Raw genomic sequence first — 17,937 nt, forward strand, 5'->3', positions numbered from 1 at the left:
GCAAATAAACAGCGGCAGTTAGCGAATAGGACACTCTCCACGTGTAATGCGTGAAAACCGTCCTCTTCACAATACTTTGACTACGGGTCTTGTACCCCGTCAGGAGTACTGCAGACTGGCATTTGCCATGTGCTGTATCTCTTGGTTGTCATGACAGTCAGACCACTGGCGTTGTGTCAGGCCCCAGGCCCGGACAACGTTATAGAGAAATCGAGAAGCAATTTCCCACCGCTTCACGCCCCGGAAACGCCGGGAATGTGAAAGTGGGGAAGCGAGGAAGAGGATAAGCGTGGCGGGACAAAAGATCCGCATTCGGCTGAAGGCCTATGACCACGAGGCAATCGACGCTTCTGCAAAGAAGATCGTCGAGACCGTTACCCGTACGGGTGCTCGTGTAGTTGGCCCAGTGCCGCTCCCAACCGAGAAGAACGTGTACGCAGTTATTCGTTCTCCGCACAAGTACAAGGACTCTCGCGAGCACTTCGAGATGCGCACGCACAAGCGCCTGATCGATATTCTCGACCCGACCCCGAAGACCGTTGATGCTTTGATGCGCATCGATCTTCCGGCAAGCGTCGACGTGAACATCCAGTAAGCGACTTTGGTGGAGAACTAATAATGAGTGAAAACGAGATCAAGGGCATTCTGGGCAAGAAGCTCGGCATGACCCAGGTCTTCGACGACGACAACCGCGTTGTTCCGGTTACCGTCGTTGAGGCAGGGCCATGCGTTGTCACCCAGATTCGCACCCCCGAAACCGATGGCTACAGCGCCATCCAAATCGCCTTTGGCGAGATTGACCCACGCAAGGCAAACAAGCCTGAGAGTGGTCACTTCAAGAAGGCTGGCGTAACCCCGCGTCGTCACGTTGCAGAAATCCGCATGGACGACACCTCCGCATACGAGGTTGGCCAAGAGGTCAAGGTAGACATCTTCGAAGACATCACCTTCGTTGACGTCACCGGTCAGACCAAGGGCCACGGCTACGCCGGTGCTATGAAGCGCCACGGCTTCCAGGGTCAGGGCGCAGCTCACGGTAACCAGGCCGCTCACCGCCGCGTTGGTGGTATCGGTGGCGCTGCTACCCCGGGCCGCGTCTTCAAGGGCAAGCGCATGGCTGGCCGCATGGGCCACGACCGCGTGACGACCCAAAACCTGAAGATTCAGAAAGTCGATGTCGAGTCCAACCTGCTGCTCATCAAGGGTGCTATCCCTGGTGCGCGCGGCGGCCTCGTCACCGTTAAGACCGCAGTGAAGGGCGGTGCACACGCATGAGCAACCTCAAGCTAGACGTCCACACCTCCGAAGGTAAGACCAATGGCTCCGTGGATTTGCCGGCTGAAATCTTTGACACCGAGGCATCCGTTGCTTTGATGCACCAGGTTGTCAACGCACAGCTTGCTGCTGCTCGTCAGGGCACCCACGCCACCAAGACCCGCGGCGCTGTCCGCGGTGGTGGCCGCAAGCCTTTCCGCCAGAAGGGCACCGGTCGTGCGCGCCAGGGTTCTATCCGTGCGCCGCACTACACCGGCGGTGGCACCGTCCACGGCCCGCAGCCACGTAGCTACGCACAGCGCACCCCTAAGAAGATGATCAAGGCTGCTCTCTTCGGTGCGTTGTCTGACCGTGCTCGCAACGAGCGCATCCATGTCATCGAAGAGTTGGTACCTGGCCAGAAGCCGTCCACCAAGGCGGCTAAGGCCTTCCTCGAGTCCCTGACCGAGCGCGACAACGTGCTGCTGGTTATCGGCCGCGAGGACATCAACGCCCGTCGTAGCGCTAATAACCTGCCGAACGTTCAGATCCTGGACGCCGGTCAGCTCAACACCTACGACGTTCTCTACTCCGATGACGTTGTGTTCTCCGTTGAGGCGCTACACACCTTCATCACTCGCGCTACCGGCGCGGATAAGGAGGAGAACTAATGGCTAAGATTTCTAACCCGCGCGATGTCATCATCGCCCCGGTTGTATCTGAGAAGTCCTACGGTCTGATGGAGCAGAACGTCTACACGTTCTTCGTCTCCCCAGACTCCAACAAGTCCCAGATTAAAGATGCCGTCGAGCAGATCTTTGACGTGAAGGTCGACTCCGTGAATACCGTAAACCGTGCAGGTAAGCGCAAGCGCACCCGCACCGGCTTCGGTCAGCGTAAGTCCACCAAGCGCGCATACGTGACGCTCCGTGAAGGCAGCGACTCCATCGACGTCTTCGGCGCAGGCGCTTAAGCGCCACCGGAGAGCCGAAAGGAAAAGGAAGAATTATGGCTATTCGTAAGTACAAGCCGACAACTCCGGGTCGCCGCGCATCCTCCGTATCTGAGTTCGACGAGATCACTCGCTCGACTCCGGAGAAGTCCCTGCTGCGCCCGCTGAGCAAAACCGGTGGTCGTAATAACTACGGCCGCATCACCACCCGCCACATCGGCGGTGGCCACAAGCGCCGTTACCGTCTGATCGACTTCCGTCGTAACGACAAGGACGGCATTCCGGCAAAGGTCGCTCACATCGAGTACGACCCGAACCGCACCGCAAACATTGCTTTGCTGCACTATGTAGATGGCGAGAAGCGCTACATCATCGCACCGAAGGGCCTGAAGCAGGGGGCTGTTGTCGAGTCCGGCCCGAACGCAGATATCAAGGTGGGCAACAACCTGCCGCTGCGCAACATCCCAACCGGTTCGACCATCCACGCTGTTGAGCTCAAGCCGGGCGCTGGCGCTAAGCTGGCTCGCTCTGCTGGTGCTTCCATCCAGCTGCTGGGTAAGGAAGGGAAGTACGCCGTTCTGCGTATGCCGTCTTCTGAGATCCGCCGCGTGGACATCCGTTGCCGCGCAACGGTTGGTGAAGTTGGCAACGCCGAGCAGATGAACATCCGCTGGGGCAAGGCCGGCCGCATGCGTTGGAAGGGCGTTCGCCCGACCGTCCGCGGTGTCGTTATGAACCCGGTTGACCACCCACACGGTGGTGGTGAGGGTAAGACCTCCGGTGGTCGCCACCCAGTGTCCCCATGGGGTCACAAGGAGGGTCGCACCCGCAACCCGAACCGTTACTCCAACAACATGATCGTGCGCCGTCGTCGCCCGAACAAGAAGCGCTAAGAGGAGGTAAACAATGCCACGCAGCCTTAAGAAAGGCCCGTTCGTCGATGAGCACCTCCTCAACAAGGTGGATGCTCAAAACGATGCAGGCACCAAGCAGGTCATCAAGACCTGGTCTCGCCGCTCGACCATTCTCCCCGATTTCATCGGACACACCTTCGCCGTCCACGACGGCCGCAAGCATGTGCCGGTCTTCATCGAGGACTCCATGGTCGGCCACAAGTTGGGCGAGTTTGCACCAACCAAGACCTTTAAGGGTCACGTCAAGGATGACAAGAAGGGACGTCGATAAGCGATGAGTGAGACCATCACCTCCGCATCCGCCACGGCCCGCTACGTCCGCGTTACCCCGATGAAGGCACGTCGTGTGCTCGATCTGGTCCGCGGCAAGTCCGTAAGCGAAGCTTTGGCAATCCTAAAGTACGCACCGCAGGGTGCTTCCACGCCAGTTGCAAAGGTCGTTGCTTCCGCAGCCGCTAACGCTGAGAACAACTTCGGCCTCGACCCACGCACCTTGGTCATCTCCGAGGCATACGCCAACGAGGGCCCGACCATGCGTCGTTTCCAGCCGCGTGCACAGGGGCGTGCATTCATGATTCGTAAGCGCACCAGCCACATCACCGTGGTTGTCGAAAGCCAGCAGGAAGGGGCCAAGTAATGGGCCAGAAGATCCATCCTCACGGCCTACGTTTGGGCATCACTTCCGACTGGAAGACCCACTGGTTCGCGGATAAGGACTACGCGAACTACGTAGCCGAAGACATCAAGATTCGTAACTACCTCAACAAGGGCCTCGAGCGTGCCGGCATCGCCGACATCGTTATCGAGCGCACCCGTGACCGCGTCCGCGTGGACATTCACACCGCCCGCCCGGGCATTGTGATTGGCCGCCGCGGTGCTGAGGCTGACCGCATCCGCCGCGAGCTGGAAAAGCTCACCGGTAAGATGGTTGCCCTCAACATTCTCGAGGTCAAGCAGGTAGACGCAAACGCAACCCTGGTTGCTCACTCCATCGCGGAGCAGCTGGTTAACCGCGTCGCATTCCGTCGAGCAATGCGCAAGGCTATCCAGTCCGCTATGCGCCAGCCACAGGTCAAGGGCATCAAGATTCTGCTGTCCGGTCGCCTGGGCGGTGCAGAAATGTCTCGCGTTGAGCGCTACCACGAGGGCCGCGTTCCGCTGCACACTCTTCGCGCCGAGATCGACTACGGCACCGCAGAGGCCCACACCACCTTCGGCCGCATCGGCATCAAGGTGTGGATCTACAAGGGTGACGTCGTCGGTGGCGTACGCGAGTCCGAACTGAACGCTCCGGCACAGGGCCGTGGCCGTGGTGACCGCAATGGTCGCTCCCGCCGCGGTGGCCAGCGCCGCCAGCGTGCACAGCAGAAGCAGGAGGGCTAATCCATGCTGATTCCTAAGCGTGTTAAGTACCGCCGTCAGCACCGCCCGAGCCGTCGTGGCGTGTCCAAGGGCGGAAACCGCATTAACTTCGGCGATTACGCAATCCAGGCACTGGAGCCTGCGTACATCACCAACCGTCAGATTGAGGCCGCACGTATTGCCATCAACCGCCACGTCAAGCGTGGTGGCAAGGTGTGGATCAACATTTTCCCGGACCGTCCGTTGACCCAGAAGCCGCTCGGTGTTCGTATGGGTTCCGGTAAGGGCCCGGTTGAGAAGTGGGTGGCTAACGTGAAGCCTGGCCGCGTACTTTTCGAGATGAGCTACCCAACTGAGGCTGTTGCAATCGAGGCTCTGCGCCGCGCTGGCCAGAAGCTTCCTTGCAAGGTCCGCATCATCAAGAAGGAGGACCAGTTCTAATGGCAACCGGTACCCCCGCCCACGAGTTCCGTGAGCTCGACAACGCAGAGCTGGAAACCCGTCTGAAGGATGCGAAGGAAGAACTGTTCAACCTTCGTTTCCAGAAGGCCACCGGCCAGCTGACCAACAACCGCCGCATCGGCACGGTTAAGCGCGACATTGCCCGCATCTACACCGTTCTGCGCGAGCGCGAGCTGGGCCTGTCTGTCGCTCCGGGAGCTGAGGCTTAATCATGAGTGAGGCTAACGTGACTGAATCCAAGAAGGGACCAACTCCGAAGAAGGAGAAGGTCAAGGGTGCTCCTAAGGTCCGCACCGGCTACGTCGTCTCGGACAAGATGTCCAAGACCATCGTCGTCGAGTTGGAAGACCGCAAGCAGCACGCTCTGTACGGCAAGATCATGCGCTCTAACAAGAAGGTTAAGGCGCACGATGAGGAAGAAACCGCAGGCGTAGGCGACCTCGTACGTATCGCTGAGACCCGCCCGCTGTCCAAGGACAAGCACTTCCGTCTCGTAAAGATCATCGAGAAGGCTAAGTAAACCCTAGCCAGCGCAGCCCCTGTACCGGACCACATGGTTCGGCGCAGGGGCCTCTCGCTGTTTTAGAGCTCTTACGGTCGGGCCCTTCCATAGAACCAATAGGGCACCCAGGTGACGTCGTCGGTAGCAAGGCCCCAGTCTTTGACCGCGAGGCCCCGGACCTTTTTTGCCAACTCCCCCTCGCCTGAGACCCACACGTACCCAGGTATCGGCGCACCGTCATAATCTGCTTTCAGCGCGGCAACAACAGAATCCGCCTCCTGATGCGGCTCGGTGCGAATCACGCGCAGGCTGCGTACGTCCGCCTCCCACCTGGCAGCAAGCCCAGGCTCTATCTCGTCATTGCTGGTTATCACGGCCATAACGTCCGTGGAGTGGAGCATCGCCGGGTCATGGCCCTCTTGGTAGGAGAGGATATGCCGCAGGGCTGGTAGGGCGGAGGCGTCGGCGACTAATAGCTGCGCCGCCTCGGTTGGCCGCCACAGCTCGTTGCAGGTAAAGAATCCCGCTGTATCGCCAGGCTGCGCACGGAGAATCCACCGCGAACCGGGCCCGGAGTCACCGTGGGTGACTACGTCCACATCAACCGTGGCGTCCTCAGGATGGAGCGCCCGGATGGTGTACCAGCGCAAATCGGGCCGAGTTTCTTCGTCTATAGCGGCCACCGCCGCCCGGATATTGACCCCATCGACGGGGAACGGCGTAAATTCTTGCCCGGATTGCGGCATAACGAGGCCAAAGAATTCATCGGGGCCGGCGAACTGATACGTCCTGAACGCCTCGGAATGAAGCGTCAAGCGGTGCAGCCGCGGCCGGATTTGATCATTGGCGGTTAGGGTAACGGGAATTAATTCGTGTTCAGGCATCGGCGACGATTGTAGGGAAGAGTTCATGCATCCAACATACTCCTACAAAGTTAAGGCTTGCCTAAGCGCTAAACCGAGGTCTAAGATGAGCCACGTCATTTTCCTCCTTTATTGAAAGGGTTTCCCTCATGAAGATTTTCGGGCGCCGCACCATGGGTGTTGTGGCAGTGCTGTCCGCCGGAGCCGTTGCCTTAGCCGGTTGCTCGCGCGGTGAGGGTGATGAAAGTACGCAGTCGACAGACGCTGCCAGCGAGGAGCGCGTGGCTAGCCTGGGCTTGGGGGATGCCGATACGCTGCTTGCCCTGGGTATTACTCCCGTGACGGTGGCGCCGTGGGGCGGTGAGGGCGATAGCGATCCGTCCGGCGTCGGCCCGTGGTCAAAGAAGCTTCTGGGCGATGCAAAACCTGAGGTTATCTACAACACCGCAACGGGCTTTACCGCAGATACCTTCGAGCAGATCACTGCGGCCGACCCCTCCAAGATCATTGCTGTGAACCAGGCTGTGGATGCGCGCACGAAGGAATCCTTGGAAGAGATCGCGCCCACCACCGTCAAGCCGGATGGTTATGAAGACTGGCAGGTACCCTGGGAAGACCAGGTAGAGGCCATCGCGGATGCCGTGGATAAGAAGGACGAAGGCGATAAGCTTATCGCTGATACCGAGAAGGCCTTCGAGGAATTCCACCACGAGCACAACGATTTGCAGGGTAAGTCCGCAGCCATCGTTATGCCATATGACGGCAAGATTGGCCTGTACACCGATGAGGACGGGCGCGGACAGTTCATCGAGGATCTTGGCATGGAGATCCCCGATGAGCTGCAGGGCGATGGCAGCAGCTTCTTCGTCGACATCGCCCCGGAAAACTACGCAAAGCTGAACCAGGTTGATCACCTCTTCGTCCTGGACTACAACGGTTCCGCGGATGCCTTGAAGAAGGATAAGACCTTCCAGGGCCTCGATGTTGTCAAGGATGGGCGCGTGCGCTACCTGGATACGGATACCGGCAACGCCATGAGCATGCCGAACCCGGTGACCATCCCCTGGGCAATAGATAAGTTTGAAGAGAAGCTGTAATTGTCAGCAACCACGAAGGGCGGCCAGAATATTCAGACGGGTTCCGCGGCGGAAAGCCGCACAGCCACACCAGTGATGGCGCGGGGAAAGGGTCGCAAGACGTTCCTTGTTGCCCTCATCCTCGCCAGCCTGGTTCTGGCGGTGGCGTCCTTGGCGCTAGGCTCCCGCTCGATTCCGCCCGATGAGGTCATCGCCGCGCTGCGCGGGGCGGGGGAGCAGGATATCCGCGATATCGTGTGGAACCTGCGCATGCCGCGCACCTTCTTGGCCTATTTCGCCGGCGCGGCTCTTGCCGTCGCCGGTGCCCTGGCGCAATCGTGGACTAGGAACCCGCTGGCGGACCCGGGATTTATTGGCATTACCGCAGGCGCCTCGTTCTTCGTTGCCCTAGGCACGGCCATCGGCATTGCTACCTCCACCGGCATGCGCACCACCCTCGCGCTTGCGGGGGCGGGCATTACCACGCTGCTGGTTTTGGCCGTCTCCCGGCGGTTTCAGGATCCGCTAACGCTCATTTTGGTCGGTGCCGGCGTCTCCGCAGCCTTGGGATCGGGCGCGGTGATAATCGGCCTGTATTCCACGGATGTGCTCGATAGCATGCGGCGGTGGACCATCGGCTCGACCTTTGGGCGCGGCCCAGAAGACGTCGCCATCGCGGGCATTGGCCTGCTCATCGGCCTAGCGTGCGCGGCAATGGCGGCCAGGCCGCTTGATCTTTTGGCGATGGGGGAGGAGTCCTCGCTCGCCTTGGGCGGATCCCCCACTACTGCGCGCGTCGGCGCGGCGCTGAGCGTCGTGGTGCTGGCCGGCAGTGCAACGGCGGCGACGGGGCCCATTGCCTTCGTTGGTTTCGCCATTCCCCACATCGTGCGGCGGGTGGTCGGCCCCAGCGTTGCCACGATGATCCTGCCCTCCGCGCTCTTGGGAGGTTGTGCCGTGCTTGCCGCCGACATCATCGGCCGCCTCATCGTGGGGAACTCGGAGCTGGAGATGTCTATCGTGCTTGCCATAGTGGGCGCGCCCTTCCTCATTTGGGGCGCTCACCGCGGCGTGGGCAGAGCGTGGGGTGATAACGCATGACAACAATAAGCAGTACCCTGCAAGCGCAGCAGCGTCGCAGGTATGTCCGCGTGCTCACCACCACGCTGGTATTTGGCCTTATCGCCCTTGCCGCTTACCTGGTGTTGCTGGGGCAAGGGCCTTTGGAACTGAGCCCGCGGCAGGTCATCGATGTGCTTACCGGCGGCGGCAGCGAGAGCCACATCAGGGTGGTGTGGGACTTGCGTCTGCCGGTCGCCATCGCCACCGTCATCGTGGGCGCCGCCCTCGGCGTGGCCGGCTCATGGACGCAGACCATGGCGCGCAACCCGCTGGCATCGCCAGATATCCTGGGCGTAACCGGCGGCGCATCGGTGCTGGTGGTGCTGGGCACCGTGCATTCGCGCCCCGGTTTCGCAGACGGCATCCCGGACTTCTGGTGGCGGGCATGCTTGGCGATGATTGGCGCCCTCCTCGTTGTCATCCTCCTCGCTGTCTTGGGTGGCATCGGCACGAGCAACCGCATTGTCATCGTCGGCATTGCCTTATCGCTGATGTTTCAGGCCGTCGTGGCGTATTTGATGCGCAGCGCCCAGATCCAGCGCGCGGCAGAGGCGCAAACGTGGCTGGCGGGCTCGACCGGGTTTGTGCGCATGGAGGTCATCGTGCCCTTACTCGTGGCGTTAGCGCCGTTTCTCGCCATAGGCATCTGGTGTGCGCGGGAGCTGCCGCTGCTTGCCCACGATGACTCCTCCGCCACCACCCTGGGTGTGAATATCTCCCGCCAGCGCGCCCTGCTGCTCATTGCGGCAACCGGGATCTGCGCCGTGGTGGTTTCGGTGGTGGGGCCCATTGGGTTTATCGCCCTGCTGGCCCCGCACCTGGCGCGGATGGCGGCGCGCACGCCCACGCCATCGCCGGTGGCATCGGCAGCCGCAGGTGCGGCGCTGTTGACCGTGTGCGCCGTTATCGCCGGCGCGATTCCGGTCAACGCCCCGGTGGGCGCGGTCTCCTCGGTCATCGGCGGCTGCGCTCTGGTGGTCTTGGTGTGGAATGCGGCCCGGCGCAGCTAATCGCTGTGGCGCGCCACAGCGAGGATTGGGCGAGCGAAGCAACCACAAAGTCCTACACAGTCGTACGTGGATGAAGGAAAAGATATGACGGATAATCAGCCCACGCGCTCGAAGCGCCGGTGCAGCCTCCAGGCCACCGGCATCCATGCGGGATATAAGGACGGCGAGGATATCCTCGCCGGCGTCGATCTACACGCCCGCGCCGGTGAGGTCACCACGCTCATCGGGCCCAATGGCTGTGGCAAGTCCACGCTGCTCAAGACTCTGTCTAAAATCCTGGCCCCGCGACAGGGCAGCGTCATGGTCGGGGACGCTGACCTGCATGCGATGAACGCGAAGGAAGCCGCGCAGCAGGTGGCGCTGCTGCCGCAGCACCCCGTGGCCCCTGATGGATTGCGGGTAGGCGAGTTGGTTGCGCGTGGGCGCCACCCCTATCAGGGCAGGATGCGCGGCCTTTCCGCCACGGACCGAGAGATCATCGCCCAGGCCTGCGAGGCCACGGAGATTGTGGACTTCCTCGATCGCGATATCGCTTCCCTATCGGGCGGGCAGCGCCAGCGCGTCTGGCTAGCGCTAGCGTTGGCGCAAGATACGCCGGTGCTGCTTCTCGATGAACCCACGACCTTCCTCGACCCCGCACACGCCATGAGCATGTTGGAGCTGGCTCGCGCACAGGCGCGCGCCGGCAAAACGGTGGTAGTGGTCCTGCACGATCTCATGCTGGCGGGCCACTACTCCGATTCCATGGTGGTGATGAAGGCCGGCGAAATCATTGCTCGCGGGGCCCCGAAGCAGGCGCTGGCCCCCAAGGTATTGGCGCAGGCCTATGGCATCGAGGCGGAGGCCTGGGACGACCCGCTTGGCGATGCCCCCATTATCGTCCCCCGCCGCGTCCTCCCCAGCGACAAGTAAGCGCTCCCCCGCTAAGCGCGGGGAGCGTGTTGCTCAGATCGGCTACTGCCGCGCCAACCGGCGGATATCCAAAACCGAAATGGCGATGATGAAGAGGTTGAGCACGCAGCCCACGCTCAGCAGGAAATTGCCGATGCGGTAGGTTCCTGTGCCGACTGCCGCCATATTGCCGTAGATATAGAGCCAGATTCCCCAGCCCACCAGCAGCACGATGCCGGCGATTCCGGAGAGCAACTTGAGGCTGCGTGGGGAGGCGGGGGCGAAGAACTTAAAGGCGGCATCGATAAGCGCGCCCGCTGCAAGGATGATGCTTACTCCACCCGAGAGCCAGAGGGGGAGTAGGGCTGCGGTACCGATGACAACGGGGAGGATGAAGGCGAGGAAGGCTAAGAGGAATAACCCCAGGTGTATCCACAGCGTGCGTTTGGTGTAGCTCATAGGGCTGACTCTACTTCCTTGCGCAGTGGGGGATTTGCGCCGGTGCGGGAGACGGTGATGCCGGCCGCAGTAGCGGCAAAGTGGAGGATATCGCGCCACTCTTCGGCGCCAAGTGCTGCGGCCTTGTCCGCATCGAGGCCGCGTTCACCCAGTTGCGTCAAAAGGGCGGCCATGATGGTGTCGCCGGCGCCGATGGTATCGGTGACCTTGACCGCGGCTGCGGGAACATTGAGGGAAGTATCCCCGGCCCTGACGCTAATTCCATCGGCGCCGCGGGTAGTGACCACGATGGGTACCTGGTCGGTGAACTCTTCGCCTAAAAAGTCCACCTCTTCATCCGATAGTTTCAGCACAGAGACGTATGGCAGCAAATCCGCCAAGAATTTCTTATGCGCGTCGGTGGCATAAAAGGGCCGGATATTGGGGTCTAAGGCCACGAGTGTTCCCTGCGCGGCGAAGTCCTTGAGCAGCTGCGCATAGCGCGAAGCGCCTGGTTCCAAGGCCAGGGAGACGGTACCGAAGCAGGCGATATCTGCAGGAACTAGTTTGGGCTCAACGAAGCGATCTGCTGTGCCTTCCACATAAAAGTTATAAGAAGCCGTGCCATTATCCGCGATGGTGGTCACCGCCAGGGTGGTCGGTTCCTCTCCGCGCTGCACGTGGGCGGTTACGACGCCTTCTTCTTCCAAGCGTCGGAATAATTCCTGGCCAAACCCATCGGTAGAAATCCGCGATTGAAATTCCACGTCCGCGCCCAAGCGCGCCGCGGCGATGGCCACGTTGAAGGGGCCGCCGCCCAGCGCCGGGGTGAGGTCATTCAAGCGGCCGGGGGATACCGGAACCAGGTCCACGAGGCCTTCGCCGCACACATGAATAGTCATAGTTCCATAGTATCGGGGACATGAACCACCGACCGAACTTTCACCTCGCCCCACCACTGGGCCGCCTCAATGACCCCAACGGTCTTTTTGTGGATGGCGATATTCTGCACGCGTTTTACCAGCATGACCCTGCCTTTCCGCACAAGCCCAAGCGGACTGGCTGGGGTCACGCCACCACCACGGTGTCCGCGCCTACTCCATGGCGGCATTATCCCGATGCGCTTTATCCTGACCTGCCCTATGACAAGGATGGGTGCTACTCCGGCGGGGCCGTTGTTGACGGCACTGACGTGTGGCTTTTTTATACGGGAAACTTGAAAGAAGACGGGCGCCGCATCCCGTCGCAGAACCGCGTGCGGGTCATGGACCCCTCTGGGCCGGAAGGCGGGATTTATGTCCGCGATGCCGACAACCCGCTCATCGCTGATTCGCCGGAGGGGTATACCGGCCACTTCCGCGATCCCCATATTTCCCGCGCCGGGGAGGGATGGCGCATGGTCATTGGTGCGCAAACGGAAGACGAACGCGGAACCATCGTGCTGTATTATTCACAGGATTTAAGGCAGTGGGAGTTTCAGGGTGAGCTTGTTTTTGATGATCCCGCGCAGCTTCCCGGTGGCTATATGTGGGAGTGCCCCAACCTGCTGACCTTTGGGGATAAACACGTGCTGATCTTCTGCCCACAGGAGGAAACGGACCGGTGCGGCTACGTCGTCGGCACCTTGGACGGGCTTAATTTCCACGTTGAGCGTGGCTTTACCCTTCTGGATCACGGCACGCAGTTCTATGCGCCGCAGGCAACCGAGGAAAATATCCTGCTGGGCTGGATGGGCATGCCCGCTCATGATGAGACTCCAACGCAGGGGTGGGTGCATACCTTGACTATTCCGCGGCAGCTGTGGCTGGAGGATAACTACCTGTGCCAAGAACCGCTGTGGTCTGCGCTGCCGGAAACCCGCGGCAGGGACGGCTTTGGCTCGACCATTGATGTAACAGGGGAGGGGGCTTATGCGCTTGTCGATGCCACTGGCAAGGAGGCATTCCGCGTGGTGCAAGGCGGTGGCACCATCTCTTTCAATGGTGGTGAGACCATAGCGTGCCCCGATGGAGAAATGCGGCTGATTGCTGATGGCTGCGCCGTAGAAGTCTTTGCCGGTGGCGGTCGCATTGCTGCGGCATTCGCGGTCTTTGGCGATGCTCCCTGGCAGGCATGGGAGCCGCTGGACTAAGACCCTGCGAAACTAAGATCGACAATTTTTTGCTTTGTGGACATTTGGACTTAAACAGACTTAAATTGGAAGGAGGCAATCACATTCGGTCATTTGATGTGACCTAAATTACAAAGGTTGGTCCATGGAGCATAAAGAGGTCGCCGCCCGCACCCTGAAGGCGTTAGGCGGCGAAGATAATATTATTGCCCTTGCCCACTGCGCCACGCGCTTGCGCATGGTGTTGGATGATTCAGACAAGGTAGACACCGCAGCGCTAGACAACGATCCAGATCTGAAGGGCACCTTTGAAGCCGGTGGCATGTTCCAGGTCATCGTGGGCCCAGGCGATGTCAATATCGTCTTTCAGGAAATGACCAAGTCCATTTCCAAGGACGTTGCCGTATCCACCGACCGCCTAAAGGATATTGCCGCGGAATCAGGAAACTGGTTCTCCCGTGCGGTCAAGGTCTTGGCGGATATTTTTGTTCCGCTAATCCCAATCCTGCTCGGCGGCGGTCTATTGATGGCATTAAATAATGTGCTGACCGCGCCGGGACTATTTGGGGATCAATCCGTCATCGAAATGTATCCCTCGTGGGAAGGATTTGCCGGGCTGGTCAACCTCCTGGCATCCGCCCCCTTTGCCTTCCTTCCTATCCTCGTGGGCTTTACTGCTACTAAACGCTTTGGCGGTAATGAATTCCTGGGCGCGGGCATGGCCATGGCCATGGTCATGCCAGATTTGGTTAGCGGCTATAACGTTGCCGAGGCCATTGACAATGGCGAGATGCCCTACTGGGATATCTTTGGCTTAGACGTTGCCCAAGCCGGCTACCAGGGCTCTATCTTGCCCATTCTGGTCATCGCCTGGATCTTGGCGACGATTGAAAAGTTCCTGCACAAGCACCTCAAGGGCACCGTGGACTTCATGCTCACGCCCCTGCTTACCCTGCTGGTGACGGGCTTTATTACCTTTATGGGCCTGGGACCCATCTTGCGTACCGCCGGTGAGTGGTTGGGCATGGGGCTGGCCAACCTGTATGACTTTGCAGGCCCCGTGGCCGGATTCCTTTTCGGCCTGGTTTATTCGCCAATCGTCATTACCGGCCTCCACCAATCATTCCCGCCCATTGAGACGATGCTGTGGAATGAGGGCGGTTCCTTCATCTTCCCCATCGCTTCGATGGCCAATATTGCCCAGGGTGGTGTGGCCTTGGCGGTGTACTTCCTGGCGCGTTCCGAAAAGCTCAAGGGCTTGGCCGGCGCCTCCGGTATCTCGGCGCTGTTTGGTATTACTGAGCCCGCGATCTTCGGCGTTAACCTGCGCCTGCGTTGGCCGTTTTATATCGGTATGGCGGCATCAGCCATCGCTTCTACATTCATTGCCATTTTCGGCGTGCTTGCGGATGCCCTCGGCGCCGCCGGCTTCATTGGCTTCGTCTCCGTTCCCCGCTTTGTCCCAACCTTCTTGCTGTGTGGTGTCATCTCCTTCGCCGTCGCCTTCATCGGGGCCTACCTGTACGGGCGCGTGCTCATCCATCGCAATGGCACTATTGATCCGGATGAGGTCAATCCTCCCGCCGCACAGGCTTTGGCCGCCGAGGCCGCTGAAGAGTCTGCTGCCAGCGCTTCCGCCGCCGCAGATGCCGCAACAATCTTTTCCCCGCTAGAGGGTAATGCCGTGCCCCTATCCAAAGTTGAGGACCCCATGTTCGCCGGAGGCAAGCTGGGTAAAGGCGTTGCGCTCGAACCGACCGTCGGCAAGCTCGTTGCGCCTGCCGATGGCACCATCACCGTGACTTTCCCTTCTCACCACGCCTACGCCCTGCGCGTGGAAGACCCAGCGGTGGGGCCGATTGACATCCTTATGCACATTGGCTTCGATACGGTAAATCTCAAGGGTGAACACTTCACCTCGCATGTCAATAAGGGCGATACCGTCAAGCAAGGCGAGGTCCTGGCTGAATTCGATATCGAAGCCATCAAGGAAGCGGGTCTGCCGGTAACGACGCCAATCGTTGTGTCCAACGCCAAGAAGACTGGCCCCGTTATTCCCACCGCGGCTTTCCGCGAGGGCGAGCTCATCGGTTCTGGGACGGACCTATTTACCGTTGATCCAAAGGCTAGGCAGGAGACTGCGGAGACTTCTACGAAGGAAGCTACGTCTTAAGGGGCTGGGGTTTCTGATACAAGAAAGGCTGGGGATAAACCCAGCCTTTTACTTGTTTGTGTTCATTAGGCGCCGTTGCGCCGTTGCCCAGGCTTTGGGCGGCTGGTGTCACCACGGTGACAATGGCTACGGTATCGATCCCCTAGAAAACCATAAGAGACCGCCAACTCGGTCGCTACCAACACCGGCACGGCTAAGTTTTGCTGTGGGCCAATCGCGTGGGAAATTGCCTTAGGGCGACTCAGGAACACGAGCGCTAACGCACACCGACCTTTTAGCGCAAGAGAATTGAACTATGCGCAGAATCTCCGGCGGGCGGTGAACACGCCGCCAAGCATCATTGCTGCAATGCTGAGGGCTGCTAGGAGCCGAGCGACAGTGTTCGAGCCGGTTTCTGCCGCCATGCCACGCGGAGCCTCAACAGCTGCAGGTGCTTCGGCTTCCACCGGTGTTTCGACGGGGGCCTGCTCAGGAGCTGTTTCCTCGATTGCGCCACTTTGAGCGATTACTTCTTCTTTGTTGTTTTTGATCATTTCTTGGGAGGCGGCTTTCTCTTCTGGAGTAGGCTCCAAGTGAGTCCGAGATTGATCTCTGATGTAGGTAATGCCGTCCTTGGCGAGGTACCACGTCACGCCACCGATTACGAGAACTGCTGCTAAGGCAGCAATTCCAATTCCACTTTGCGCCTGAGCGTTTGCTTCCGGCGTAGGGGCGGTGGGGTGTGACGCCGAAGGTGAGGGCGCCAGCTAACGCAGTGGCGGTCAGAACTTTAGGTATGCGATTCATTTTTGTCCTTAGGGGGCAGTGGAATAGGGAAGAGTCCGTCTGAGAGATAAACGGATCTAAAGATTGACAGGATTCTTTGTGCTGCATTACCGCTGCGCAAAGAAAAATCGTCCGATTATTAAAACCAGGCACAGCTGTCCTAAATAGGGGGTGCTAGGGCGAAAAGTTGCTTCGCATTCGAAGTTTGGAAAGCGCCACCCCCATATGGTTGAATGTATAGGTTGCGAGAGCTGGTCGGTCCGTAGCGGTGCGTTTCCGAATCGCCGGTCCGAGACCCATCGACGCTTTACGGTGTTCGTTGTAAAGGCTCGAGCACAGCAAGTTTGTAGACCGCGTGTGGCAAGGACGGAAATCTTGTCGCACATCAATCCAGGTCAGGAGACCCATAGTGATTCAGCAAGAATCGCGTCTGCGCGTCGCCGACAACTCTGGTGCACGTGAAATTTTGTGCATCCGCGTTCTCGGTGGCTCTGTCCGACGCTCCGCTGGCATCGGCGACGTAATTGTCGCGACCGTCAAGGACGCTGTTCCAGGCGGCAGCGTAAAAGAAGGCGATGTAATTAAGGCAGTTATCGTCCGTGCGAAGAAGGAGACCCGTCGTCCAGACGGTTCCTACATCCGCTTTGACGAGAATGCTGCAGTTATTCTGAAGGGCGATAGCGAACCTCGCGGTACCCGTATCTTCGGCCCGGTTGCTCGTGAACTTCGTGACAAGCGTTTCATGAAGATCGTTTCTCTAGCACCGGAGGTGATCTAATCTTATGAAGATCCATAAGGGAGATATGGTGATTGTCATTTCGGGCCCAGATAAGGGTGCGAAGGGCAAGGTCATCGAGGCATACCCGAAGCGCGAAAAGGTCCTAGTTGAGGGCGTTAACCGCATCAAGAAGCACGTCGCAAACTCCGCTACCGAGCGTGGCGCCGAGTCCGGCGGAATCGTTACCCAAGAAGCCCCGATCCACGTGTCCAACGTTGCGATCGTTGACTCCGAGGGCAACCCGACCCGCGTGGGCTACCGTTTCGACGAGAACGGCAAAAAGGTCCGTATCGCGCGTAGCAACGGGAAGGACATCTAAAAATGAGCGAGAACTACACCCCGCGTCTGAAGACTCGCTACCGCGAGGAAATCCGCAAGAACCTGAACGAAGAGTTCAAGTACGACAACGTCATGCAGATCCCTGGCGTCACCAAGGTCGTCGTCAACATGGGTGTTGGCGAAGCTGCCCGTGACTCCAAGGTCATCAATGGCGCTCTCGAGGACCTGACCGCTATCACCGGTCAGAAGCCACAGCTGCGTCGCGCAAAGAAGTCCATCGCAAACTTCAAGCTGCGCGAAGGCATGCCTATCGGCGCACGCGTTACCCTGCGCGGCGACCGCATGTGGGAGTTCCTGGACCGTCTGCTGACCATCGCGTTGCCACGTATTCGTGACTTCCGCGGTCTGTCTGACCAGCAGTTCGACGGCCACGGTAACTACACCTTCGGTCTGTCTGAGCAGTCCATGTTCTACGAAATCGACATCGACAAGATCGATCGTCCCCGTGGTATGGACATCACCGTCGTTACCAGCGCTACCAACGACGAAGAAGGCCGTAAGCTCCTGCGCGAGCTCGGCTTCCCGTTCAAGTAAATAGAGCGCTAAAAAATCCCAACTCCATGCAAGGAGTTGGGATTTTTTAGTTTTATTGTCATCCTTGGATTCTAGTGGTCGTTTCAACGATGATGGCTGCTTTGGTGTGATACTACCGGTTTGTGTCAGGGATGACTTTGGCTGGGGTGCGCCAGTTGAGTGCTTTGCGTGGCTTGTGGTTGTGAATGTTGGCGATCATCTCTAGGGCCTCGGTGCTGTAGATGGACAGGTCGCTGTTTTGGGAAGGTTTCTCTTGAGACTGCTGTTGGTGTTTTCGTTGCTGCCTCGTTCCCACGGCGATCCTGGATGGCAGAAGTGAGCGTGTCAAGTTGTTTGTGTGTGGGGCTAGGTTTATAGGTATTTGTCGAAGCGGGCGGGAAAGGCTACGGCCA

Annotated in this window: 24 protein-coding genes; 20 read left to right on the top strand and 4 right to left on the bottom strand. The window is 59.4% G+C overall.

The genetic code is table 11. From position 1 onward, the window contains the following. Nucleotides 1–289 precede the first annotated feature (289 nt). Genes rpsJ through rpsQ form a run of 11 tightly spaced genes read left to right on the top strand, consistent with a single transcriptional unit; the run spans nucleotide 290 to nucleotide 5,464 of the window. Entirely contained in the window at nucleotides 290–595 is a 306-nt protein-coding gene (gene rpsJ / locus ABRP93_RS08705) for a 30S ribosomal protein S10 (protein ID WP_003848085.1), read from the top strand. Nucleotides 596–618: 23 nt separating this feature from the next. Beyond that, nucleotides 619–1,275, top strand: a complete 657-nt coding sequence (rplC, locus tag ABRP93_RS08710) for a 50S ribosomal protein L3 (protein ID WP_349887676.1) — start codon at nucleotides 619–621, stop codon at nucleotides 1,273–1,275. Further along, on the top strand, nucleotides 1,272–1,925 hold the full coding sequence (rplD, locus tag ABRP93_RS08715; RefSeq protein WP_239269115.1) for a 50S ribosomal protein L4: 654 nt from the start codon (nucleotides 1,272–1,274) through the stop codon (nucleotides 1,923–1,925). Before rplC ends, rplD begins: the two co-directional genes overlap by 4 nt. Next, complete coding sequence (rplW, locus tag ABRP93_RS08720) at nucleotides 1,925–2,227, top strand: 50S ribosomal protein L23 (RefSeq protein WP_005276934.1); 303 nt, start codon at nucleotides 1,925–1,927, stop codon at nucleotides 2,225–2,227. The genes rplD and rplW overlap by 1 nt, the downstream gene beginning before the upstream one ends. Before the next feature lie 35 nt (nucleotides 2,228–2,262). Beyond that, on the top strand, nucleotides 2,263–3,099 hold the full coding sequence (gene rplB, locus ABRP93_RS08725; RefSeq protein WP_005276935.1) for a 50S ribosomal protein L2: 837 nt from the start codon (nucleotides 2,263–2,265) through the stop codon (nucleotides 3,097–3,099). A 13-nt stretch (nucleotides 3,100–3,112) separates the two neighbouring features. Then, entirely contained in the window at nucleotides 3,113–3,391 is a 279-nt protein-coding gene (gene rpsS, locus ABRP93_RS08730; protein ID WP_005276936.1) for a 30S ribosomal protein S19, read from the top strand. A gap of 3 nt (nucleotides 3,392–3,394) precedes the next feature. Further along, nucleotides 3,395–3,757 carry a 50S ribosomal protein L22 gene (gene rplV / locus ABRP93_RS08735; protein ID WP_023025180.1) on the top strand — a complete coding sequence of 121 codons (363 nt, stop codon included), beginning with the start codon at nucleotides 3,395–3,397 and terminating at the stop codon, nucleotides 3,755–3,757. Beyond that, nucleotides 3,757–4,503 (top strand): 30S ribosomal protein S3, encoded by a 747-nt coding sequence (gene rpsC, locus ABRP93_RS08740; protein WP_005276941.1) that lies wholly within the window; start codon nucleotides 3,757–3,759, stop codon nucleotides 4,501–4,503. Before rplV ends, rpsC begins: the two co-directional genes overlap by 1 nt. Before the next feature lie 3 nt (nucleotides 4,504–4,506). Continuing rightward, nucleotides 4,507–4,923 carry a 50S ribosomal protein L16 gene (rplP, locus tag ABRP93_RS08745; RefSeq protein WP_005276943.1) on the top strand — a complete coding sequence of 139 codons (417 nt, stop codon included), beginning with the start codon at nucleotides 4,507–4,509 and terminating at the stop codon, nucleotides 4,921–4,923. Beyond that, nucleotides 4,923–5,153 (top strand): 50S ribosomal protein L29, encoded by a 231-nt coding sequence (rpmC, locus tag ABRP93_RS08750; RefSeq protein ID WP_005276944.1) that lies wholly within the window; start codon nucleotides 4,923–4,925, stop codon nucleotides 5,151–5,153. Before rplP ends, rpmC begins: the two co-directional genes overlap by 1 nt. Nucleotides 5,154–5,155: 2 nt before the next feature. Next, the gene (rpsQ, locus tag ABRP93_RS08755) at nucleotides 5,156–5,464 is read left to right on the top strand and encodes a 30S ribosomal protein S17 (protein ID WP_023025182.1); all 309 of its coding nucleotides are present in this window, start codon (nucleotides 5,156–5,158) and stop codon (nucleotides 5,462–5,464) included. A 71-nt stretch (nucleotides 5,465–5,535) separates the two neighbouring features. Here the strand turns inward: rpsQ and ABRP93_RS08760 are convergent, their stop codons facing one another. Beyond that, nucleotides 5,536–6,330, bottom strand: coding sequence for a siderophore-interacting protein (locus ABRP93_RS08760; protein ID WP_349887678.1), 795 nt, complete (start codon nucleotides 6,328–6,330; stop codon nucleotides 5,536–5,538). A gap of 128 nt (nucleotides 6,331–6,458) precedes the next feature. Here ABRP93_RS08760 and ABRP93_RS08765 point away from each other — a divergent pair, with 128 nt between their 5' ends. From ABRP93_RS08765 to ABRP93_RS08780, 4 genes are all read left to right on the top strand, one after another. After that, nucleotides 6,459–7,406: an ABC transporter substrate-binding protein gene (locus ABRP93_RS08765; RefSeq protein WP_349852317.1), complete on the top strand. Its 948-nt coding sequence runs from the start codon at nucleotides 6,459–6,461 to the stop codon at nucleotides 7,404–7,406. Continuing rightward, a complete protein-coding gene (locus ABRP93_RS08770; RefSeq protein ID WP_349852315.1) occupies nucleotides 7,407–8,486 on the top strand; it encodes a FecCD family ABC transporter permease in 1,080 nt (359 codons plus the stop codon). After that, a complete protein-coding gene (locus ABRP93_RS08775) occupies nucleotides 8,483–9,517 on the top strand; it encodes a FecCD family ABC transporter permease (protein WP_349887679.1) in 1,035 nt (344 codons plus the stop codon). The genes ABRP93_RS08770 and ABRP93_RS08775 overlap by 4 nt, the downstream gene beginning before the upstream one ends. 84 nt (nucleotides 9,518–9,601) lie before the next feature. Next, on the top strand, nucleotides 9,602–10,429 hold the full coding sequence (locus tag ABRP93_RS08780) for an ABC transporter ATP-binding protein (RefSeq protein ID WP_023025187.1): 828 nt from the start codon (nucleotides 9,602–9,604) through the stop codon (nucleotides 10,427–10,429). A gap of 42 nt (nucleotides 10,430–10,471) precedes the next feature. Here the strand turns inward: ABRP93_RS08780 and ABRP93_RS08785 are convergent, their stop codons facing one another. Both ABRP93_RS08785 and ABRP93_RS08790 read right to left on the bottom strand, forming a co-directional pair. Beyond that, entirely contained in the window at nucleotides 10,472–10,867 is a 396-nt protein-coding gene (locus tag ABRP93_RS08785) for a multidrug transporter (RefSeq protein WP_349887680.1), read from the bottom strand. Beyond that, complete coding sequence (locus tag ABRP93_RS08790; protein WP_349887681.1) at nucleotides 10,864–11,748, bottom strand: carbohydrate kinase family protein; 885 nt, start codon at nucleotides 11,746–11,748, stop codon at nucleotides 10,864–10,866. Before ABRP93_RS08790 ends, ABRP93_RS08785 begins: the two co-directional genes overlap by 4 nt. Nucleotides 11,749–11,768: 20 nt before the next feature. Between ABRP93_RS08790 and ABRP93_RS08795 the strand changes: the two genes are divergently transcribed. Both ABRP93_RS08795 and ABRP93_RS08800 read left to right on the top strand, forming a co-directional pair. Continuing rightward, nucleotides 11,769–12,977 carry a glycoside hydrolase family 32 protein gene (locus ABRP93_RS08795; RefSeq protein ID WP_349887682.1) on the top strand — a complete coding sequence of 403 codons (1,209 nt, stop codon included), beginning with the start codon at nucleotides 11,769–11,771 and terminating at the stop codon, nucleotides 12,975–12,977. Nucleotides 12,978–13,101: 124 nt separating this feature from the next. Beyond that, on the top strand, nucleotides 13,102–15,129 hold the full coding sequence (locus ABRP93_RS08800) for a sucrose-specific PTS transporter subunit IIBC (protein WP_023025191.1): 2,028 nt from the start codon (nucleotides 13,102–13,104) through the stop codon (nucleotides 15,127–15,129). Nucleotides 15,130–15,422: 293 nt separating this feature from the next. Here the strand turns inward: ABRP93_RS08800 and ABRP93_RS08805 are convergent, their stop codons facing one another. After that, nucleotides 15,423–15,761, bottom strand: a complete 339-nt coding sequence (locus tag ABRP93_RS08805) for a hypothetical protein (protein WP_023025192.1) — start codon at nucleotides 15,759–15,761, stop codon at nucleotides 15,423–15,425. A gap of 542 nt (nucleotides 15,762–16,303) precedes the next feature. On the opposite strand from ABRP93_RS08805, the gene rplN reads away from it, so the two are divergent. From rplN to rplE, 3 genes are read left to right on the top strand one after another with little or no spacing between them, the layout of a single operon-like run. Beyond that, nucleotides 16,304–16,672 carry a 50S ribosomal protein L14 gene (gene rplN / locus ABRP93_RS08810; protein ID WP_023025193.1) on the top strand — a complete coding sequence of 123 codons (369 nt, stop codon included), beginning with the start codon at nucleotides 16,304–16,306 and terminating at the stop codon, nucleotides 16,670–16,672. 4 nt (nucleotides 16,673–16,676) lie between these two features. Beyond that, complete coding sequence (gene rplX / locus ABRP93_RS08815; RefSeq protein ID WP_005276967.1) at nucleotides 16,677–16,991, top strand: 50S ribosomal protein L24; 315 nt, start codon at nucleotides 16,677–16,679, stop codon at nucleotides 16,989–16,991. Nucleotides 16,992–16,993: 2 nt separating this feature from the next. Continuing rightward, entirely contained in the window at nucleotides 16,994–17,545 is a 552-nt protein-coding gene (gene rplE, locus ABRP93_RS08820) for a 50S ribosomal protein L5 (RefSeq protein WP_023025194.1), read from the top strand. Nucleotides 17,546–17,937 lie beyond the last annotated feature (392 nt).

Origin of the sequence: Corynebacterium sp. KPL2850, from assembly GCF_040225855.1 — a bacterium.
Lineage (GTDB): Bacteria > Actinomycetota > Actinomycetes > Mycobacteriales > Mycobacteriaceae > Corynebacterium.